Origin of the sequence: Isorropodon fossajaponicum endosymbiont JTNG4 (assembly GCF_016592615.1) — a bacterium.
Classification (GTDB): Bacteria; Pseudomonadota; Gammaproteobacteria; order PS1; family Pseudothioglobaceae; genus Ruthia.
Genome location: NZ_AP013043.1, coordinates 553160 through 571615 on the forward strand (window position 1 = coordinate 553160; position 18456 = coordinate 571615).

The 18456-nt window shown below is 34.2% G+C and carries 23 protein-coding genes and 1 tRNA gene; 19 read left to right on the forward strand and 5 right to left on the reverse strand.

Translation table 11 applies throughout. The annotated features are described in order from the left end of the window. The first annotated feature begins 34 nt into the window (after positions 1-34). The 4 genes from rpsA to CVFO_RS08765 all read left to right on the forward strand — a co-directional run bounded on the left by rpsA (position 35) and on the right by CVFO_RS08765 (position 2740). Complete coding sequence (gene rpsA / locus CVFO_RS03225; protein ID WP_281064416.1) at positions 35-1744, forward strand: 30S ribosomal protein S1; 1710 nt, start codon at positions 35-37, stop codon at positions 1742-1744. Positions 1745-1771: 27 nt separating this feature from the next. Beyond that, on the forward strand, positions 1772-2074 hold the full coding sequence (locus CVFO_RS03230) for an HU family DNA-binding protein (RefSeq protein WP_425352116.1): 303 nt from the start codon (positions 1772-1774) through the stop codon (positions 2072-2074). An 86-nt stretch (positions 2075-2160) separates the two neighbouring features. Further along, positions 2161-2236 (forward strand) — tRNA-Lys (locus tag CVFO_RS03235). A 126-nt stretch (positions 2237-2362) separates the two neighbouring features. Beyond that, positions 2363-2740 carry a hypothetical protein gene (locus CVFO_RS08765; protein WP_225879311.1) on the forward strand — a complete coding sequence of 126 codons (378 nt, stop codon included), beginning with the start codon at positions 2363-2365 and terminating at the stop codon, positions 2738-2740. 44 nt (positions 2741-2784) lie between these two features. Here CVFO_RS08765 and CVFO_RS03245 read toward each other — a convergent pair whose 3' ends face one another. Beyond that, positions 2785-3951, reverse strand: coding sequence for a hypothetical protein (locus tag CVFO_RS03245; RefSeq protein ID WP_201340162.1), 1167 nt, complete (start codon positions 3949-3951; stop codon positions 2785-2787). After that, the gene (locus CVFO_RS03250; RefSeq protein WP_201340163.1) at positions 3938-4306 is read right to left on the reverse strand and encodes a hypothetical protein; all 369 of its coding nucleotides are present in this window, start codon (positions 4304-4306) and stop codon (positions 3938-3940) included. Before CVFO_RS03250 ends, CVFO_RS03245 begins: the two co-directional genes overlap by 14 nt. Before the next feature lie 258 nt (positions 4307-4564). Between CVFO_RS03250 and CVFO_RS03255 the strand changes: the two genes are divergently transcribed. The 4 genes from CVFO_RS03255 (at position 4565) to CVFO_RS03270 (ending at position 7479) form a co-directional block, all read left to right on the forward strand. Then, positions 4565-5365: a hypothetical protein gene (locus CVFO_RS03255; protein WP_201340164.1), complete on the forward strand. Its 801-nt coding sequence runs from the start codon at positions 4565-4567 to the stop codon at positions 5363-5365. Between the two features lie 305 nt (positions 5366-5670). Continuing rightward, complete coding sequence (locus CVFO_RS03260; RefSeq protein ID WP_201340165.1) at positions 5671-6024, forward strand: hypothetical protein; 354 nt, start codon at positions 5671-5673, stop codon at positions 6022-6024. A gap of 370 nt (positions 6025-6394) precedes the next feature. Next, positions 6395-6985: an NIF family HAD-type phosphatase gene (locus tag CVFO_RS03265; RefSeq protein WP_225879345.1), complete on the forward strand. Its 591-nt coding sequence runs from the start codon at positions 6395-6397 to the stop codon at positions 6983-6985. Continuing rightward, positions 6982-7479 carry a hypothetical protein gene (locus CVFO_RS03270; RefSeq protein WP_201340167.1) on the forward strand — a complete coding sequence of 166 codons (498 nt, stop codon included), beginning with the start codon at positions 6982-6984 and terminating at the stop codon, positions 7477-7479. Before CVFO_RS03265 ends, CVFO_RS03270 begins: the two co-directional genes overlap by 4 nt. A gap of 62 nt (positions 7480-7541) precedes the next feature. Here CVFO_RS03270 and CVFO_RS03275 read toward each other — a convergent pair whose 3' ends face one another. Further along, positions 7542-8126 carry a hypothetical protein gene (locus tag CVFO_RS03275; protein ID WP_201340168.1) on the reverse strand — a complete coding sequence of 195 codons (585 nt, stop codon included), beginning with the start codon at positions 8124-8126 and terminating at the stop codon, positions 7542-7544. 59 nt (positions 8127-8185) lie between these two features. Here CVFO_RS03275 and CVFO_RS03280 point away from each other — a divergent pair, with 59 nt between their 5' ends. The 11 genes from CVFO_RS03280 to CVFO_RS08770 all read left to right on the forward strand — a co-directional run bounded on the left by CVFO_RS03280 (position 8186) and on the right by CVFO_RS08770 (position 16318). Next, positions 8186-8581 (forward strand): hypothetical protein, encoded by a 396-nt coding sequence (locus CVFO_RS03280; protein ID WP_201340169.1) that lies wholly within the window; start codon positions 8186-8188, stop codon positions 8579-8581. A gap of 14 nt (positions 8582-8595) precedes the next feature. Continuing rightward, positions 8596-9075, forward strand: a complete 480-nt coding sequence (locus CVFO_RS09420) for an XAC2610-related protein (RefSeq protein ID WP_425352123.1) — start codon at positions 8596-8598, stop codon at positions 9073-9075. 66 nt (positions 9076-9141) lie between these two features. Next, positions 9142-10410 carry a hypothetical protein gene (locus CVFO_RS03290; protein ID WP_201340171.1) on the forward strand — a complete coding sequence of 423 codons (1269 nt, stop codon included), beginning with the start codon at positions 9142-9144 and terminating at the stop codon, positions 10408-10410. A gap of 3 nt (positions 10411-10413) precedes the next feature. Further along, positions 10414-11211, forward strand: a complete 798-nt coding sequence (locus tag CVFO_RS03295; RefSeq protein ID WP_201340172.1) for an HNH endonuclease — start codon at positions 10414-10416, stop codon at positions 11209-11211. Continuing rightward, on the forward strand, positions 11208-12077 hold the full coding sequence (locus CVFO_RS03300) for an OmpA family protein (protein WP_201340173.1): 870 nt from the start codon (positions 11208-11210) through the stop codon (positions 12075-12077). The genes CVFO_RS03295 and CVFO_RS03300 overlap by 4 nt, the downstream gene beginning before the upstream one ends. 6 nt (positions 12078-12083) lie before the next feature. Then, complete coding sequence (locus CVFO_RS03305) at positions 12084-13211, forward strand: tetratricopeptide repeat protein (RefSeq protein WP_201340174.1); 1128 nt, start codon at positions 12084-12086, stop codon at positions 13209-13211. Further along, positions 13168-13716, forward strand: coding sequence for a tetratricopeptide repeat protein (locus CVFO_RS03310; RefSeq protein WP_201340175.1), 549 nt, complete (start codon positions 13168-13170; stop codon positions 13714-13716). Before CVFO_RS03305 ends, CVFO_RS03310 begins: the two co-directional genes overlap by 44 nt. A gap of 171 nt (positions 13717-13887) precedes the next feature. After that, positions 13888-14529 (forward strand): toxin-antitoxin system YwqK family antitoxin, encoded by a 642-nt coding sequence (locus CVFO_RS03315; protein ID WP_201340176.1) that lies wholly within the window; start codon positions 13888-13890, stop codon positions 14527-14529. Continuing rightward, positions 14526-15401: a tetratricopeptide repeat protein gene (locus CVFO_RS03320; protein ID WP_201340177.1), complete on the forward strand. Its 876-nt coding sequence runs from the start codon at positions 14526-14528 to the stop codon at positions 15399-15401. The genes CVFO_RS03315 and CVFO_RS03320 overlap by 4 nt, the downstream gene beginning before the upstream one ends. A gap of 16 nt (positions 15402-15417) precedes the next feature. Then, a complete protein-coding gene (locus CVFO_RS03325; RefSeq protein ID WP_201340178.1) occupies positions 15418-15846 on the forward strand; it encodes a hypothetical protein in 429 nt (142 codons plus the stop codon). Between the two features lie 271 nt (positions 15847-16117). Next, a complete protein-coding gene (locus CVFO_RS08770; protein WP_245394595.1) occupies positions 16118-16318 on the forward strand; it encodes a hypothetical protein in 201 nt (66 codons plus the stop codon). Between the two features lie 75 nt (positions 16319-16393). Here CVFO_RS08770 and CVFO_RS03335 read toward each other — a convergent pair whose 3' ends face one another. Continuing rightward, entirely contained in the window at positions 16394-17965 is a 1572-nt protein-coding gene (locus CVFO_RS03335) for an AICE element replication initiation protein (RefSeq protein WP_201340179.1), read from the reverse strand. Between the two features lie 102 nt (positions 17966-18067). Continuing rightward, positions 18068-18283, reverse strand: coding sequence for a helix-turn-helix domain-containing protein (locus CVFO_RS09425; RefSeq protein WP_201340180.1), 216 nt, complete (start codon positions 18281-18283; stop codon positions 18068-18070). Positions 18284-18456 lie beyond the last annotated feature (173 nt).

The following is an 18456-nucleotide window of genomic DNA, read 5'->3' on the forward strand; positions in this document are numbered from 1 at the left end:
AATGTATTAAGCATATACCGCAAATAGCTTAAGAATTACCGGTCAATATCAAAATAATAATATGTCAGAATCATTTGCTGAGCTATTTGAAAATAGCGTAGAACAACAAAACGTAAAAGTTGGTGCTCTTTTAATGGGAACCATTGTTAGTATTAATCGTGAAAAAGCGATTATTAATGTTGGACTTAAATCAGAGGGTTTTATCTCTCTAGACGAATTTAAAAATCCACAAGGAGAATTAGAGGTTGAAGAGGGCGACATTGTCGAAGTTGCACTTAAATCAATTGATGATGGCTTAGGCAATACCTTGTTGTCACATACAGATGCTAAGCGTATTAAGTTATGGCAGTCACTTGAATTGGCAATGAACTCTAAGGAGGTTGTAACTGGCGTTGTAACTGGCGCTGTTAAAGGTGGCTTGACGGTTGATATTGGTGTGGTTAAAGCATTCTTACCTGGTTCATTAGTTGATATACGCCCTATGAAAGATTTCTCATACCTAACAGGTCAAGAAATTGAAGCCATTGTTATTAAGATGGACGAAGTTAGAAACAATATTGTCATTTCTAGAAAAGCCGTATTACAAGAAGCTAACTCTGCCGATAGAGAAGCACTACTTGAAGGTCTTGAAGAAGGTAAGGAAATTGAAGGTATTGTTAAAAATCTTGCAGATTATGGTGCATTTGTTGATCTTGGCGGTGTTGATGGTTTGTTGCACATTACAGATATTTCTTGGCAACGTGTTAACCACCCATCTGAAAAATTAACAATTGGCGATAAGATTACCGTTAAAGTGCTTAATTATGATAAAGAAAAAATGCGCGTATCATTAGGGCTTAAACAGTTAACTGCTAGCCCTTGGGATAACATTTCAGACCGCTTGCCTATTGGCAAGAAAGTACCAGGTACGGTTTCTAACTTAACAGACTATGGTGCATTTGTGCGCATTAAAGAGGGTGTTGAGGGCTTGGTTCACGTGAGTGAGATGGATTGGACAAATGCCAATGCTCGTCCTTCTAAAATTGTTAAATTAGGTCAAGAGGTTGAAGTGGTTGTATTAGATGTTCAAGAGTCTAAGCACCGTATTTCATTATCTATGAAGCAAGCTCAAGAAAACCCTTGGGAATCGTTTGAGGCGACACATAATAAGGGTGACAAAATCCTTGTTAGTGTTAAATCAATCACTGACTTTGGCTTGTTTGTCGGTCTTCCAGGTGGTATTGATGGTTTAATTCACTTAGCTGACATCTCATGGGGAAAACAATCCTCAGACCAGTTGGTATCTAGTTATTCTAAAGGACAAGAATTGGAAGTGGTTATTTTGAATATTGACGCTGAAAAAGAGCGTATTTCTTTAGGCATTAAGCAACTTTCAGAAGATGATTTCATGCAATATGCATCTGCCAATAGAAAAGGTTCAATTGTTAAGGGTGTGATTATGGAAGTTGATCCGCGTGGTGCAGTCATTAGTTTGGGTGAAGATATTACAGGCTATTTGAAAGCAGGAGAAATTTCAGAAAATCGCGTTGAAGATGCAACCTTGGTATTGAAAACTGGTGAAGAAGTGGAAGTTTCGATTGTGAATGTGGACAGAAGGACTCGCAATATTTCAGTCAGTATTAGAGCTAAAAACTCAGTGGAAGAAAAAGCAGCAATGGAAGATTACAACAAACAATCTTCTGATGCAGCAACTGGTTCTACATTGGGCGATTTGCTAAAAGAAGCAAAAGAAGACAATAAGTAACACTTAAAAACAATCACATAGTGATATGTGATTGTTTCTTTTTTAGCTATTATGAAAAAGACCGACCTTATTTTAAGCTTATCAGACAGTTCTAATTTATCTAAAATTGATGCCAGAATAGCAGTTGAAGTAATTTTGCAGGAATTAATGCAAGGCATTATTTCTGGTCAAGGTATTGAAATAAGAGGCTTCGGTGGTTTTTACAAGAAGCATCGTAAAGCTCGTCAAGGTATTAACCCTAAAACTAGTGAAAGGACACAAGTAGGTGAGAAGTTTGTGCCCTTTTTTAAGCCGGGTAAATTACTTAAAGAAATCGTTAATAAAGCCTAGTTTTTAATTGATTTATAAAGTCTGATTAATGTATAATTTCATTTTTTTACGCGAAGTGTCAACAACTTTAGAGCGTTAAATAAATAGGGGCGTTAGCTCAGTCGGTAGAGCATCGGACTTTTAATCCGCTGGTCGAGCGTTCAAATCGCTCACGCCCCACCATATTATTAAAGGCTTTCAAGCGATTGAGAGCTTTTTTTTTCGTCTATCGGAAATATCTGGGCGACCATTGGGCGACCTAATATTAATTATTTGTGGTTATAGTCAGTGTATTAACTTATAGATATATTGAATTTTTCACCTTCTTTACTTGAGTATTTTTGCCAAAGGGTTTATATTGGTATTTCACTAAATACGCACTATTTTTATACTATGTTTAAATCTGGTCATTCCAAGGTAGGCGGTCGTAAGCGCGGTTCAAAGAATAAAAAAACCTTATTAGGTGCTGATGAGTTGTTGTTAAGGCTTGATATTAATCCTATTGAGAAGCTAATCAACATAGCTGAGTCTGATGAGGCATCTATAGAGCAGAAGATAAGGTGCTGGCAAGAGATATCTAAATATACATATCCCAAACTTAAGTCACAAGAAATATTTATTGAACCAGAATCCGATATGCCAACCAGGATTGAGATTGTGGCTTATGGTGAAGACGCTCTTAATTAGGTTAATATTTTAATTGATAAGGAAAAACCGCCATTATTACATCTCTATAAATTCTTAACTTTTCTAGCCTCAAGGTTTTCGATAATAGATAATATTGAAAGTGGTAAAAGTATATTTAAATCTCTCATTTTATAATACTCTTTCTTGATTTCAGATACAGGTAATGGCGAATCAACTCTAACCAGATTGTAAAAGTCATTCATTTTCAACAAGATCTCATCATGCGTTTCATGCTTATCAATTAACTTATTAAGCTTCTTTCTTTTTTCCTTGTCTTGAATAGATACGATAATCATTAGCACAAACCAAATTGTCATTATTACTAAAGAGTAGTTTAAGGTACTGTCCACTTCCATATTTTCAATATTAAAAATAGGTGTATATATTTTAACTATGTAAGGAAGTATGTAAACAAAGAGTGCAAATCCGGACCACTTAATAAAGCTTTTAAAATAAAATTTACCAGGTTTAAATACTGATTTTATAGCGGCTCTCTCCCGCTCTAATTTAGAAACGTAAAACTCAGACATCAACTCCAGCATCTCATTTTTATCTTTTTTTACACTTCCCTGTAATGCTGGATACGCTATGTCATTTATATAATTCAATATTTCATAATCACTTAGAAGAACAATAAAGAACCTATCAATTTCTTTGTCATATATTTCAGAATCTAAATATAAATTTACGGCCTGATTAATACTTTCTAAATATGGAAGATGCTTAATTAAATCATTTTTAACTTTGAATTTAAAAAGAATATCATCAATTATTGGATAGTTAAAATTTGAATATATTTCGAAGCATCTCTTATACTCATCATCAGTAAATACGCTTAAATGTTCTTCGTCCTTAAACCTGATTTCACGAAATAAAATTTCAAGAAGTGTAGTTGTATTCTCAATAATTTCCAGCCCTGAATTGAAATCTTTGTAATCCAAGCTCAGGTCTTTTACTTTCTTAAAGGCAGCCCTATAAAAAGTTTCAAAAATCTTTACCCTTTGGGATTTAATTTGAAACGTATAAAATCTATCAATATCTTCATCGCCAAAGAAATCATCACTCTTTTTTAGTAGACTAGCCGGAGGCTCAATAAGAGCAGGCCAAAAGACATTCTGATATAGATATTCTTCATTCACACCCTCAAATTCGGCATATGTGCTTGCAATATTAGATATATATTCTTTTAGTCTTTCTTTATGAGTTTTCATTATCAATTTTTGATTGGATTTTATAAATACTTTCTTTAGCCTCGCTATATATATCCTTCATGTCAATCTTGGGGATAAGCTCTAGAATTTCCTCGTAGATACTTTCATTATCTTTATTTTCATAAGACTTTTCCCAAAGCCCCAAGATGTAATCACTTTTTATCTTTGAAGATTCTGGCAATAGATACATGCCTGTCCTCAGGATAGTTAGGCATGGAAATATTCCATTCTTATTTCGAATATTGCCTGCTGCATGGAGAATTAATGCTTCTTCACTATCGTATTTATATCCTAGTTTTAATTTGTTTAGAATAAGCAACAAGTCACCTTCATTGTAACCAGATCCGACTTTCATGATACGAGGGGATAGACCGTAAAGTATTCCTTTGAGCAAGCACTCTTCAGTTAATTCAAATGAGATGTTGGCCTTGAAGTTTTCAAGATTATCACCCCAAATAAATCAAGGAAGGTGACCTTCAAATCCATCTGGCGTTAGATAATATTTATTCTTCTCTCCAAATGGAAGCCACATCAAGGAAAAGGGTTGTAAATCATTTTTCATTCAGTAATTTATCCAAATTTAGTATATTAATGAGCTACAATTATCTCTCTTATGAAGACACTTTTATCACTATTTATATACCTAATTATAACGCTACCTATTCAGGCGGAAGAATCGCTTACGTACAGCATAGAAAATAAATCAGAAGAGATTGTAAGAACCCTAAATGCAACCATTACAAATGTAGAGCTTTCGCCTGACTATTCATTAAGAGCAGTTTTGTATGAATCTCAAAATGCTTTAGAGGAAGGTGCTTTGCCAGAACAAGTGTTGAAAATTGCATTGCCTGATGGGCACTTGTGGTTAAGACCTGGTGATTTGGTTAATTATTCTAAGCTTAAGTTTTTGGATAACAGGAGTCTGACTTTAAGTCGTTGCACTTTGTTTGTGTGTGAGTCCATTATCGTTGATACGCTTGACAGAAAGGTTTTTTGGCTTGGAAAAGGTGAAGATGAAATCACTAAAAATAGCTTTATTAAGCTTACTAATGAAATGGAGCAAATCATTGAGTATAGCTCTAATAAAGAGCAATATCAATCTCCTGATAACAAGTCAAAAGTAATTTTATATCGTTCAAATAAAACACTTGAGGAAGGTGAAGTTGCAGATGCGATTCTCAACTTTACTACTGACCATGACTCACTGTGGCTTTATGGTGGCTATGGACAGAGTTTCTATGACATTAGTTTTCTTGATAATGTTCATTTAATATTTCAGGAGTGTAATTTCTTTGTGTGTGGGTCGTTTATTTTCAACTTCCATAACAAGAAAATTACACTTCCGGGTGGCGGTAGTTTCGAGATTATCAATGATAAGCATATAAGATTAAACTATTCAAAGACTTATTCTTAGATTAAAAGATGAAGATTGGGATGGATTTGGCTGTGTAGATAACTTAAGCCCCATTCCTCTTAGCGAAATCAAACAAGAGTACGCAGATTGGTTAGGTGTCAGTCGCTACCCTGAGAGACGACCATACACACTTGATGAATTATTCCCTGCAGAAAGAGATGAGCGCTTGAAAAGACGTGCTGAAAGATATGAAGCAAGATTAATCAGACAAATGGATGATGAAAGTGTTACATCGATAGGCAGTCGATAACCATGTCAGTATTAATAGATGGTATTCACGTCGCATCGGAGAGATGTACGTAAATATGAATAACTATGATTTAATAGAAGAGTTTTTTACTAGCCAAGAACAAATTACCAAGTTCTTTGTGCGGCTAAGCACTCTTAAAATTGCCAATCCTAGCGCAACATGTATTGCATCTTTAGAAAAGAAAGGGGATTACTGGGTTTATCTACTTGAGCATTTTCCCAGTGGAAAGCATATAGGTGAAAATATTAAACCATTCAAGCCAAGCTTTGAAAATTACAATAAATTTAACAACGGATGCAAAGAATTAGCGAAAATGCTGGAGATGTATATTGATGCCGACGATTTATCATTGATATCTATGGATTCAAAGCCATTTTCAGATTTAACCTTTGATACTAATAATGGTTAGTCAGGAAGTTTTTTAATCTTTTACAAAAAGAATCGCTTTTCTTTGACAGTCCTATTCACGGCATTAAACACTGGCAAACTGTTGAACGTAACGCGCATCATCTTGCAAGCTTCAATAATGCCGATACCGAGGTTTTGTCGTATTTTGCTTAAACTTCCCATGACTGTATGCGTGAAAACGAGCATAGGGATAAAGGACACGGCCCTAGAGCTGCATCATTTGCCAAGAAACATAGGGAGTTAATACACCACTTGATGATATTCAGTTTAAGCAGTTAACTGATGCTTGTAAAGGTCATACATATGGGGAACGACCTGACTGTATTACAATTAATACTTGTTGGGATGCAGATAGGTTAGATTTGCTACGTGTGAATATCGTGCCTGATGCTGATAGACTTCATAATGAAGAAGCCAAAAGGATTGCCAATGAAAGTGATTTCTTAGTGTTGGATGCACATAAGGCTTTAACTAAATATAAGAGAGTTGTATTTGACCTTGACCATACACTTATCGATGAAAAAGGTGAAACAGTTAGGCCTGGTATTTATAAACTACTGACTTCACTTAAGAATAACGGCATACACTTAACCTTGTGGACTGCAAGTTTTAAAGAGCGCTCAGAGCCAATTTTAAGTAAATTAGGACTGAGTGTTTACTTTGATAAGTTCATCTACAGGAAAGACTATAACACCGACCCTAGGCGATGGATTGGTGCACACAAAGATATTCGTAAAACAAATGGGGATTTGCTTGTAGACGATTCACGCAAGCAAGTAGATTATGTAAATTCAATAGGTCTTGCTGGTTACAAGATGACACCCTATGCCTCGACTGAACCGTACAATAAACCTGACATGAACGAACTAGAAGAGTTACATAGAATGATACTGCCTGATGTAGAATTTACCTTGCAAACTAATACAAGTTTGTTTAGCAAAATAACCTCGATATTCAGATGAAAAAACTACTCTTAACTTTGTTAATCTCTTTAATGTCCATGTTTTCGCATGCTGAAGATAATTGGACTATTGACGATAGTAACTGGATATATGCAAATGGCACTACGGTAAATGGCCATAAGTTTGGCTTTGCAAAGGACAAGGGTAGATGTGATGAAAACCTAATGTTTATAAGTTGGTCAACTTACTCCAATGGTCTTGAAGAATTTGAAGGGCAAGATGTGAAGGTCTATATGGATTTTGATGGCAAGGTGACGCATGCAACACTTGATCTTATTTCTACTTATAAATTTGGAGAGATGACTTTGGCCATGTTTAGTAATGTTGTCATGCCTGAAGAGTTCTTAAACATAATAAGAAACAGTAAAAATCTTATAGTTGCTTTTTCGACCAAGAATGACTTAACTAAAGTCTTAGATATGCAAAATGATACTTTTAATATTGAAGGCTTTACTAAGGCCTTTGATAAGGCTCAAAATCAATGTATGGAATAATATAAAGATAGGCTATACATCCTATGCAGATCGATTTAACACATAACTTGCATGGAGCTGTTCTACCACAAACATAAGAAACAACTACTTTTATCTTTTAGGGTTGTGGTCTTATCCTTATCCTTATCATTCCATTCAACATCGTCATCCCACTCATTATCACCCCAGTTTAATCCTTTCACACCAACAGCACCTGTTTTAGTGTCAATTAGATATAAACTAAAACTACCGTTACCTGTAGCACCAGCTGTATCTCGAATGATTCCAATAAGTTTATTTGGGTAGCCAGGTATTATAAATGTAGGAGTGTCTTTTGTATGTAGCGATACAACACCTGTACTTTCAATCCATCTGCCGTCGCCTCGAGCTGCATTTTCTTCAGACCACAACATGCCATCAAAGCCATCAATTTTAGGTGTGTGGTTTTTAGTTGAATAGAACTCACACATCATGGAGCAGCTTAATGATAATACTGATTTACCCCCGGGTTGTAAAAATACAGATACAAATTGATGTCCAGATTCTTGGTCAGCGTTGGTTATTATTGTCAGCCTATCAACTTCTTTTGTGATGAATTTACCATCAGGAGACCACGCTATTGTCGAAGTTGAAATTATTAGGCAGATTGTTAACAGTAATTTATTCATAAGAAGAATTGTACCAAATTGTTAGGATAAGAGATTAGATTTGAGCTACAATTTACCTCATGAAAATAAAAATATTACTATTGTCTTTAATTCTCATTACGCAAGTTTTTGCATCTTATGCAATTGATATTAAAGATTTTAAAGTGGATTTTTCACCTTTTTATGATGGCACAAAGATTATTAAGTTAAGTACTGAAAGTGCTATTATTTATAAAGAAGAGCTATACAACATTGACATAGAGTGGACTCCTGATGATGGCCTCTCCCCAAGGCTTACAGGTGCTGCAAAAATTAACTTCCACCCAATCCAAGGCGACTCTTTTTCAATCTTTTCAGAGGCATTTCATTTGCCAGATAGCATGCTTGATGATTTGGGAATTATAGGTAAAAATGCATGGAGTATTAATCGAGAAATAGATTTAAAAAAACACACTCTTTCAATTACGAATCGTTAGTAAAAATATCATTAATAGATAACTCACACCAATCTTATAGTTATGCATATGACGTAACACCGTTCTTTTTTGAAGATGTTAATTACGATGGCGAATATGAATTAGTTATTGTCAATACTAGCGCTGGACAAAGATGGGTAAACTCATATTCTATATATAAAAAAAATCAAAACAACGGGTTTATTTTGATTAATGAGGCCCCTTTTAACACCCTTGACCAACTTTCAACTTTTGACCATAAAAATAGAGCGGTGGATGTTTTTTCTTCAGGCGGGTCTTGCACTAATTCAAATAAACGATATAGGCTAATTGAAGGAAAATATATTCTTGTTGAGTTTATTGACTGGGATTATTACTCTACTAATAATAGAATAATATGTGTCAAATCAAAATATAATGTTGTCAGCGGGGAGAGAATTCTTAAGTCTAAAGCTGAAAGTTATTGGAGTTCAGAAATACATGATTATATTGAACTTGGGACTAAATTTTATTAATAAAAACAAATAAAATGTAGCCACAATAACACTATAAATAATTAAAACAAAGTACTGGAAAATAATATGGAATTTGATTTAAATCTAATATATCCTACAAATTTATTAAATACGTCATTTCTAATAATCATTGCTATTATGGCGACGGCGGATTTATTTACTTATTATTTACATAGTACACATAGGGATTTCAAATCAACAATCATATCTATAGGTGTATTAGGTACGTTTGTTGGTGTTTATATAGGATTGTCAAAATTTGATGTAAACGATATAACTGCAAGCGTGTCAATTTTATTAGAAGGCCTTAAGATAGCCTTCTACACATCAGTAGCAGGCATGTCTTTTGCCTTGTTTATTACCATCATACAAAAGACTTTTCCTGGAAATGAAGAACTTGATGATAGTAGCATCTTACAAAGTATAAATAAAAAATTAGAAGCACTGGAAGAAATTCAAGTTAATACCAAGCATCTTCAGACTCTACCTAATCAAATTACATCTGTTCTATTTGAAATTAGAGATTTGGTTGGAGTTAATAATGAAAAACTTTTGACAATGCTTACAAAGGAGATGGAAGAAATAAGACTGTCTCTTGAAAAAGCCACTGAAAGCTTAGCAAAAGGCGCAACAGAAGAAATTATAAAAGCTCTGGAAGTGGTTATTTCAGATTTTAATAACAATTTAACCGAGCAGTTTGGGGATAACTTTAAACAGCTTAATGAGTCTGTTGTAAACATGATCCAGTGGCAAGAAAATTATAAAGAAACAATTGACGATTTAGAATCCAAACTAGATAAGGCAATGACAATTTTTGAAAATTCAATTGAAAAAGGTCATTTGGCGCTTAATGAAGTCTTCGAGCAGTTTAAATTAAATTCAGATACATTGATTGAGTCCAATAAAAATAGCCAGAAGCAACTTCAAAAAACTATACAAAACTCTTCAGAAGCCCTGGAAAATACTTCAGCAGTTATATCAGGACTGAAAGATGATTTTAGTTCAATATCTGATATGAGTATTAAGCTTGGTTCGATAATTGAGACTAATCAAAATCAAATCTCAAATTTAGAGACGCATTTAGAATCTATGACGAAAGTTGGGGTAGATGCTAGAGAGATGACAAACTCTATTAAAGATTTCTCCTCTGAAGTGCAGGAATCTCTAACCTCTCAGTCAAAATCTCTATCAAAAATGACTCAAGAGTTAGATAAGCAATTGCCAGAATCTTTGGGGAAACTTAATAAATCCCTAACATCTTTAACAAATCAGTTTGCAAAAGATTATGAGAAGTTTTTAAAGCTAATGTCTAATCTTGTAAATAGCAAAGAATAATCTATGAAAATCACCCAATTTGACGAATTATGGACGGCAGTAAATCGGGTAAAAATCGACAAATATAGTACAACCGAAGTAAAGCAATTTTCAACAAAAGGAATAGAGAGTAATCTAGAAGATATTTTTGACGCAAATGCAGGTGAACTGTTAACAGTCCTAAAAGATGGATCAATTAAAAAAGCCATTGTTCATGTGTCAGATATAACCAATTGGAGCTATTCAGGCTACGCAAGAGAGCTTCCAAAATTCCATATATTTGAATGTAGTACACTTTCTCAAATGAGGAGTAATAATAGGGGTCATCGATATAAAAAAGCAGGAAGAAGTGATGGAAAATTTTGGATAGTGCAGCTTAACGGTGGTAATTTTGAAAAATTAGATGTATGTAGAAACTGCTTAAGAACATACAATAAAAAATACAATGTATCTAAATACGGCCTAACCCCAGGAAACTTTGATTTACAAAAATATTTAAATCAAAAATTAAAACACTTACAGCCATCGATTGCCAAAGATGAGGATATGACGACCGTTCCACAAGCTTATTCCAAGAACTGGTCAATTATCTCAAAAACTATTAAAACTAATTTTAATTACACTTGTCAAGAGTGTTACAAAGATTTAAGTCAGTATAAAAAATATTTGCACACCCATCATATAGATGCGAATAAATCTAATAACAATCATGGCAATTTAAAAGTTTTATGCATTGGCTGCCATGCAGAAGAGTTTAAGCATAGTCACATCAAATCTACTCCACAATATAAAGAGTACATACTTATGAGAGATAAAATATGAAAAACGATAGTGAATGGATGAGTATTTCTGACATCATGTCCGGACTCATGATGGTTTTTTTGTTTATCACTGTAACCCTACTCGTTACAAAAAATGAAGAAATAAATCAAAAACAAGCTGAGATAGAAGATCGACACCAGGATATTATTGCTCTAAAAAATGCTCAGAAATTATTGCTTGAAAGCAATGACTTGAAGATTGATATGGCAAGACTAGCCCTTGATTACTCAAGGTTAAAGCTAAAAGTAAAGAGTGACAAGAATATAGTAAATTCAATAAATGAAGAAAATCGACAATTAAAGAAAGACATTGACATCCTAAATGACAAGATTCCCAGATTTGATAACACCCAACACAATAGAGTTTTAGAAAATATAAATAAAGCTCTACATAATGAATTTGACAATGATTTAATTAAATGGGGTGCAACAATAAATAATGATAATTCGATTGTCTTTAACAATCCTAAAATTTATTTCGACTCAGCCTCTTCAGAAATAAAAAAAGAATTTAAAATCATATTAAATGATTTTTTTCCACGATATATTGAGATATTCGCTAATAGTAGTTTTAGCTCTTATATAAAAAATATTAAAATAGAGGGGCATACTTCTTCAATTTGGAACTTTAATAGAATGACTAATGGTAGACAAGAGTCGTATTTTAATCATATGGAATTGTCACAAGAGAGGGCAAATAACGTCTTGAAATTTTGCTATCTAGGTTCGTTAAAATACAGCTCTTTTCTTAAATCTAAATTAGAGAGTAGTGGGCTTTCATTTTCACAGGCTGTAATGAAAGAAGACAAGAAAGAGGATATTGATAAATCACATAGAGTTACATTTAGATTAATATATGAGGACTGATTCACAATGATACAATTAAAAAATACTATTTTTATTATATGTATGGCTTATGCCGCCATATCATCCGCCAATTTAATCAATCTTGAAATTCAAAATAATACGATTTCAATAAACTTAAAAAATAGTTATATTTCCAGTAGTCATAATGACTTGGTTGCTAATGTTAGCCCACTATTAGTAATCAAATTTAAAGATAAGCCAAGTCAATCACTTGCAATATTCTCAATAAAAAACTTATCTAATAAAAGCTTTAGCCCTTTAGATTTAGACCAAACTATTCTTTCATTAAAAAATGGCAATTGCAGTAATAAAAATCTATGCACATCAAATAAAAATGGATCAAATATCAAGGTGTTAATACAGGGGGATGCTACATATGTGGGTAATGTTTTAGACTCTAGTAAGGCTTATAGTGGCATGAGTCAAGTGAACAATGGGGATAGGGTTAGTTTAGTTATATCAACTCTAACAAGAGTTGGAAATATCCCGATATTAATACAATTATCAGGGAAGTATTCATCTTATAGTGATATAGAAAGTATTCAAAATACATCTAAAAATGTTATTAATAAAATTCTTAATAGCAAGGTTCGAAAAATCTCAGGAAGTCTAAAAAAAGAAGCGAATGTTAAAAAAACAATACGCATACCAGAGGTCGCCTTTAACAACAAAAAATCAATTGACACAATTCAACCAATTGATTTTCACAAACTCCATGCGTTATTAGGAAAGCACCAATCCTTAAACTATCTTATCAATTATTATAAAGAGCATAATAACTATCTCAAGCTTATACCGTGGCTCGAAAAATCCTCGCAACTAGGTAACAATAAGTCTTCATGGGAGTTGTTCAAGTTGTTTAATACTGATGGGAATAATATCAATAAAGATATAGCCATAGCAAACCATTGGCTTAAAGTAGCATTTAAACAAGGAAACATTGAAGCGGTCCATGAGATCGGCCTTAATTTTATATACGGAATTGATGCCATCAAAGATGAAGAGTTAGGATTTAAGCTAGTGAAGCGTTCGGCTATTTCAGGGCATTATCCATCTCAATCTTATTTAGGAATTCTTTTTCTCAAGGGGATTGGGACAGAGAAAAACAAAAAAAAAGGCGTGGGAATGGTTTGAAATTGCAGCTGAAAACAATTCAGCTTATGCCCATCAAATGTTAAAAATATCTGTAGCAAATAATGGAGGAATTCATCCTTATTACACAGAATATGCGGACTTCTGGACCTGGTATGAGAAAGGAGCTTTAGCAGGAGTTCCTATTGCACAATATGAATTTGGAGCGCGTGAAGAAGGCCGTGTTAATACAATCGTTAGAAGAACCTACGGCCCAGGATCTAAAGAATATTACAAACAAATGTCCATAGCACTTGAATGGATTGAAAAAGCCGCCAAACAAGGAAATTCTAATGCCACAAACCATTTGAAAGATAAAATTTCTAATTTAGAAAAAAATTATGAATCTGGTAGGTATCCTAGAATTGCCGCTATGGAATTAGCCATAATGCATTTCAAAGGTTTGGGTGTTCAAAAAAATAGAGATAAGGCCGATATGTGGATTGAAAAATCTGGATATGCCAAACCCTTTTTTGGAAAATCTTTTTTAGATTCCTTTGAAGATTAAATAACTTACGAGTCTTTTTCTTTTTTCATATTGGTTCGATATTTAGCTTTTAATCCAATCTAGAGTGGAAGCTAAAAAAGGGGTTTATGAATGAACAGCTTAAGCATATGCTGGACAAATTGTACCTAACTAGCTAATCTTTCGGTTGCTTTTGAGCTACAATTATCACTTATGAAACGCATACTTCCGCTACTCACTCTAATCCTTACTACTGCTCAAGCCAATCTTGAAGCAACCTACCGAAACAACCTATTAATCAACCCAGATACTAACCAACCCTTCACAGGCAATCTAGACATCATTAACAACGACTGGGGCAAGGATGCTGTAGAGTTTAACAAAGACTATGTTGATGGCATTCTTCACGGCTATGAGAAGGTCTACTATCAATTAGGTGAGCTTAAGTCACTAGGACACTTTAATCAAGGTAAGGTTGATGGTATGGTTGAGTTGTATTATGAAGATGGCTCTATCCAGGCACAGGTTAACTTTGATAATGGTATTAGACAAGGTAGAGCTGTTAGCTACTATCCAGATGGTAGTAAGCAACTAGAACAAGTCTTTAATAATGACGTACTAGACGGTCTACATAGAACTTGGTATGAGAACGGCAAGGTAATGAAGTCAATCCCATATTCCAAAGGATTGGTTCACGGTATGGTTACTACCTATTACGAATCAGGAAGAGTGTTTGAAGAAGTAACATATGAATATGGAAAGCCTAAATTGATGAAGGTGTATAACGAAGATGGGACGCTGGCTGATATAAAAGGGTTTTTGGATAAGAAGGTTATTGAGAGGTTTAAGCAATGAATAAGATACAAACTTTATTAACAACGACAGTGTTGTTATTTGGGATAAGTGGCAGTGGTTTTGCTGGATATTCTGAAGCTAAAAAAGCATACAATATAGGAGACTTTTCAACAGCTTTAAAAGAGTATAAGATTGGTGCGCAACAAGGTGATGTAAAGGCACAACACAATCTAGGCATTATGTATGGAAGTGGAAAAGCGGGCTCTGTAAATAACAAAAAGGCATTCTATTGGTTCGAAAAGGCTGCTATAAATAATTTTGCGGAATCTCAAAGATCACTTGCTATCATGTATTTACAAGGAATGGGTGTTGAAGAAGACACTATTACAGGGATGTATTGGTTAAAGAAAGCTGCAAACAACAATCTTATGAATGCCCAGGCCTTATTAGGAAATATATATGCCACAAGCAAATATGTCAAGCCAGACGCAATAAAATCAACGAGATGGCGTATTAAAGCTGCAAACCAAGGGGATCTAAAATCACAAAGAAGTGTTCATGGTGCATATAGATTCGGATATGGCGTTACAGTGGATAAGGTAAGGTCAATAAAATTTCTAGAAGCTGCCGCTGCGCAAAATGATAAGCGCTCAATTCATGATTTAGCTATGATTTATAAGTCCATAAACGCTGATCAATTTGGACTTATAACAGATTACAATAAAGCAAAATCTTTATTTGAAAAGGCTGCAGATCTTGGAAGTGAGGAGTCATTAGGGGAGCTGGCAGGCATGTATATTTTTGGCATAGGTGTAGATAAAAACATGTTAAAAGCAAAAGAATTAATACAAAAAACATTACTTAGCAAGGATGTAAAAATTCAGGAAAAGGCTCAGAAAAAGTGGGATGATTTTGAACTATGGAAATATTAACAAGAGAGGGGTATTCGTGAAAAAATTATTTTTTATTATATTAATACTTAGTGTTGTGTCAGGATGCAAAACCACTGAAGGGTACAGACAAGTTATGGAAACTTGGATGGGACACACAGAAGTTGAACTTATAAGATCAAGAGGAGCTCCTAGTTCGACATATACTTCTGGCGGCATTAAGTTTCTTGAATACCTTAATTCATATACCACAAGCAAGAGCTACTATACTAGTTATAGTAGCTCTGGCAGCAGCAGTTATTCTTCTCCTATCGGCGGAAACACCTTTTCCTGTAAAACCACTTATGAAGTCAAAAACGGGATAATTGAAAATATAAAATGGATTGGTAATAATTGTAAATCTAAAGAGACAGATGAGGGCAAAGATATTAAGCCAGTTAATACACAGAAAACAAACCTAAAATCATACGATGATTACACGTTCTAGTCTCGGTAAATTTATCCATTGTCGGCTTGTGGCACAAGGTTATACGCCATGAAAAATGCTTTATATCTAGTTTTTTTACTAACAACAAGCACTCAAGCAGTACCCCAATACGGCACAGTAACAGTATCAAAAGTAATTAGTGTCTATGATGGTGATACCTTCAGAGTCAACATAGACTCACTCCCTCCTATCGTGGGCAAGAACATACCTATTAGAGTGAGTGGAGTAAGACACACCAGAGATACGAGGAAAGTGTCAGTATGAGAAGGATTTGGCTCTTGAGGCTAGAGATTTTGTAAGAGGTAAGTTGTCTAATGCTAAAGAGATTAAGTTGACTAATCTGCAGAGAGGTAAGTACTTTAGAGTGGTTGCTAATGTAGTTGTTGATGGCGTGGGTTTGGAGCAGGAGCTACTTGATAATGAGTTGGCTTACGAGTACAGTGGTGGTAAGAAGTTAAGTTGGTGTAGATAAGAAGCGAATTGTAGATTTATTTAAATTTAGTTTTCATGTTATGCAAGCTATGCGCATAGCTTGCATAGCTTATCTTTAAGAATTATATTCTTTTAGCCATTCGTCACTAATCCCCGATTGCTGGCAATATTCCTCATTCGTTTTGATTGTTATTAGAGTTCGATTAGTTCTGTCTTTGTATTTATCAATCTCTATTCCAAATACTTCTAAAGCATCTTGACATCTTAAAACTTTATTAACCACTCCCTTTGCTGATAGCTCTATCTTAACTTGAGAGTTAAAATTTAGAGACATTAACAACTCTGCAGGTGTACCTTTAAAATCTGGTTTTTTGTTAATCATATCAACGACTGCTGTCGCAAAATTTGATGAATTAATTGAATCGATATAGGATTGTGCAATGTTTCTTTTGTATTGATTTATAAATATATCTTTTTCCCAGCTAAACGCCTTTCCTGCGGCAGTTGACCATCTGCAAAAATCCCCCATTCTTGTGATCTCTTTAATTCTTATCTTGTTATGATTGGCCAATGCACAACTAGTGCCATCTAATAGTGCAGACAGTATGCTAGGAACATCTTTTATGAAATCAGCCCATACTTGTGATTCTGGCTTGAATAATTTGATTTTTTTAAGTTCGATTCGAATGCTTCTACTTAATAAATCGTTTCTGCTAGTAATTTCATCAATACCATTGAGTAGTATTGGTTTTTTAATTGATATAGTGAATTCATCGTTTGTAGTATGAAGTCGTCTAATAGTCTGATTGTCACCTGTAGAAATTTTGCAAAGAGCATCGCTATAATTTGAATGAATTCCTGATAAGTTATCAAAAGCTAAGACATGATTCCTAACGCCAATAACTCTCATATCTTCTGTTTTAGGCTTAGATAAGAGGTCGGCACTATTCGGGTCTATTATTTCTCTTAACATTTTAGATGCAGTAGTTTTGCCACAACCTGTAGGGCCTTGGAAGATTAATATTGGGAGGGCGCCACTTCCTGCTTGCATACCCATTAACAGCCACCCTACAACTAGTGGTAGATCATCCGTATTTATATTTAAGTGTTTTAATAAAAGATTAATGCCTCCATTTTTTATTTTAGGCGTGTGTAGCGGCTTCATATTTTTTGATCTAGAAAAATTAATAGGTGGATTGTTAACAACCCTCCAGCCTTTTTTGTTAATCTCAATAACTTCCCAATTTTTATTGCATATATCAATGTATATCATGTCATTAATTTGCGCAACTCTAAGATGAACCTCTTCTGTCTTGCCTTCAAAAATAGCCATACCTCTCAATGTTAGTAGCGCTGATTCATAGCTTGATTTTTTTACGCCTTGTCCGTTTTTAATCCAAAATTGATGCGCTAGCCAATCATTAAATTCAGGTGAGCTAATATTCCAAATTTCAATATGACTGCCTATTTTTACTTTTGCATATGCCTCCTTCTGATCATCATGAAAGAATGTGCATTTTTTCGATGCTAATTCAATAAGTAGTTCATCTTGCTTTGGTGGTTTATCATCAATATCTAGTTGATCTTTGGTATTATTACCATTAAGTTCTAATGTTGTATTGTCTGCGTTATTTCTTTGGCCAGTTTTACTCTGCACGGTATTACTGGCTTTTTTATTATTTTCCATTTTATAAATCCTATTTTTTTGTTGAATGACTTATTGTTATTCCTTGCAACAGTGCTAATTTAATCCACTTATTGAGGCTTAGCTCTGATATTAATATCAAACTCATAAGGTAGGTTTGCATTGCCCAGTGTGAACGTAAGTGTGTTTTTCTATGTATATCTCTACGTCAGACTTCTTGTAGAAAACCCGAGATCCTATTTTTGTGAAATTTATAACAACTCCAGTGCCAGTGCTACGTGCATTGTTAAGTGTTCGAGGTGAGATATTTAACTCTTTGGCTGTTTCTTTAGTTGTTAGCCATTGATCTGCTTTATCCATTGTGGACTCCTATATTATTAAAAAAAACTTCAATGACTTTGCCAAAGAAGGTAAATGTAATGATATTCAGAGTGGTTGGATGTGGATAGGTAGGCACAGCGTAGTATTAAGGGGCTACGCTGCTTTGTGTAGTTATTGATTGATTTTGCTATTAATGATTGTAGAAAAAAATT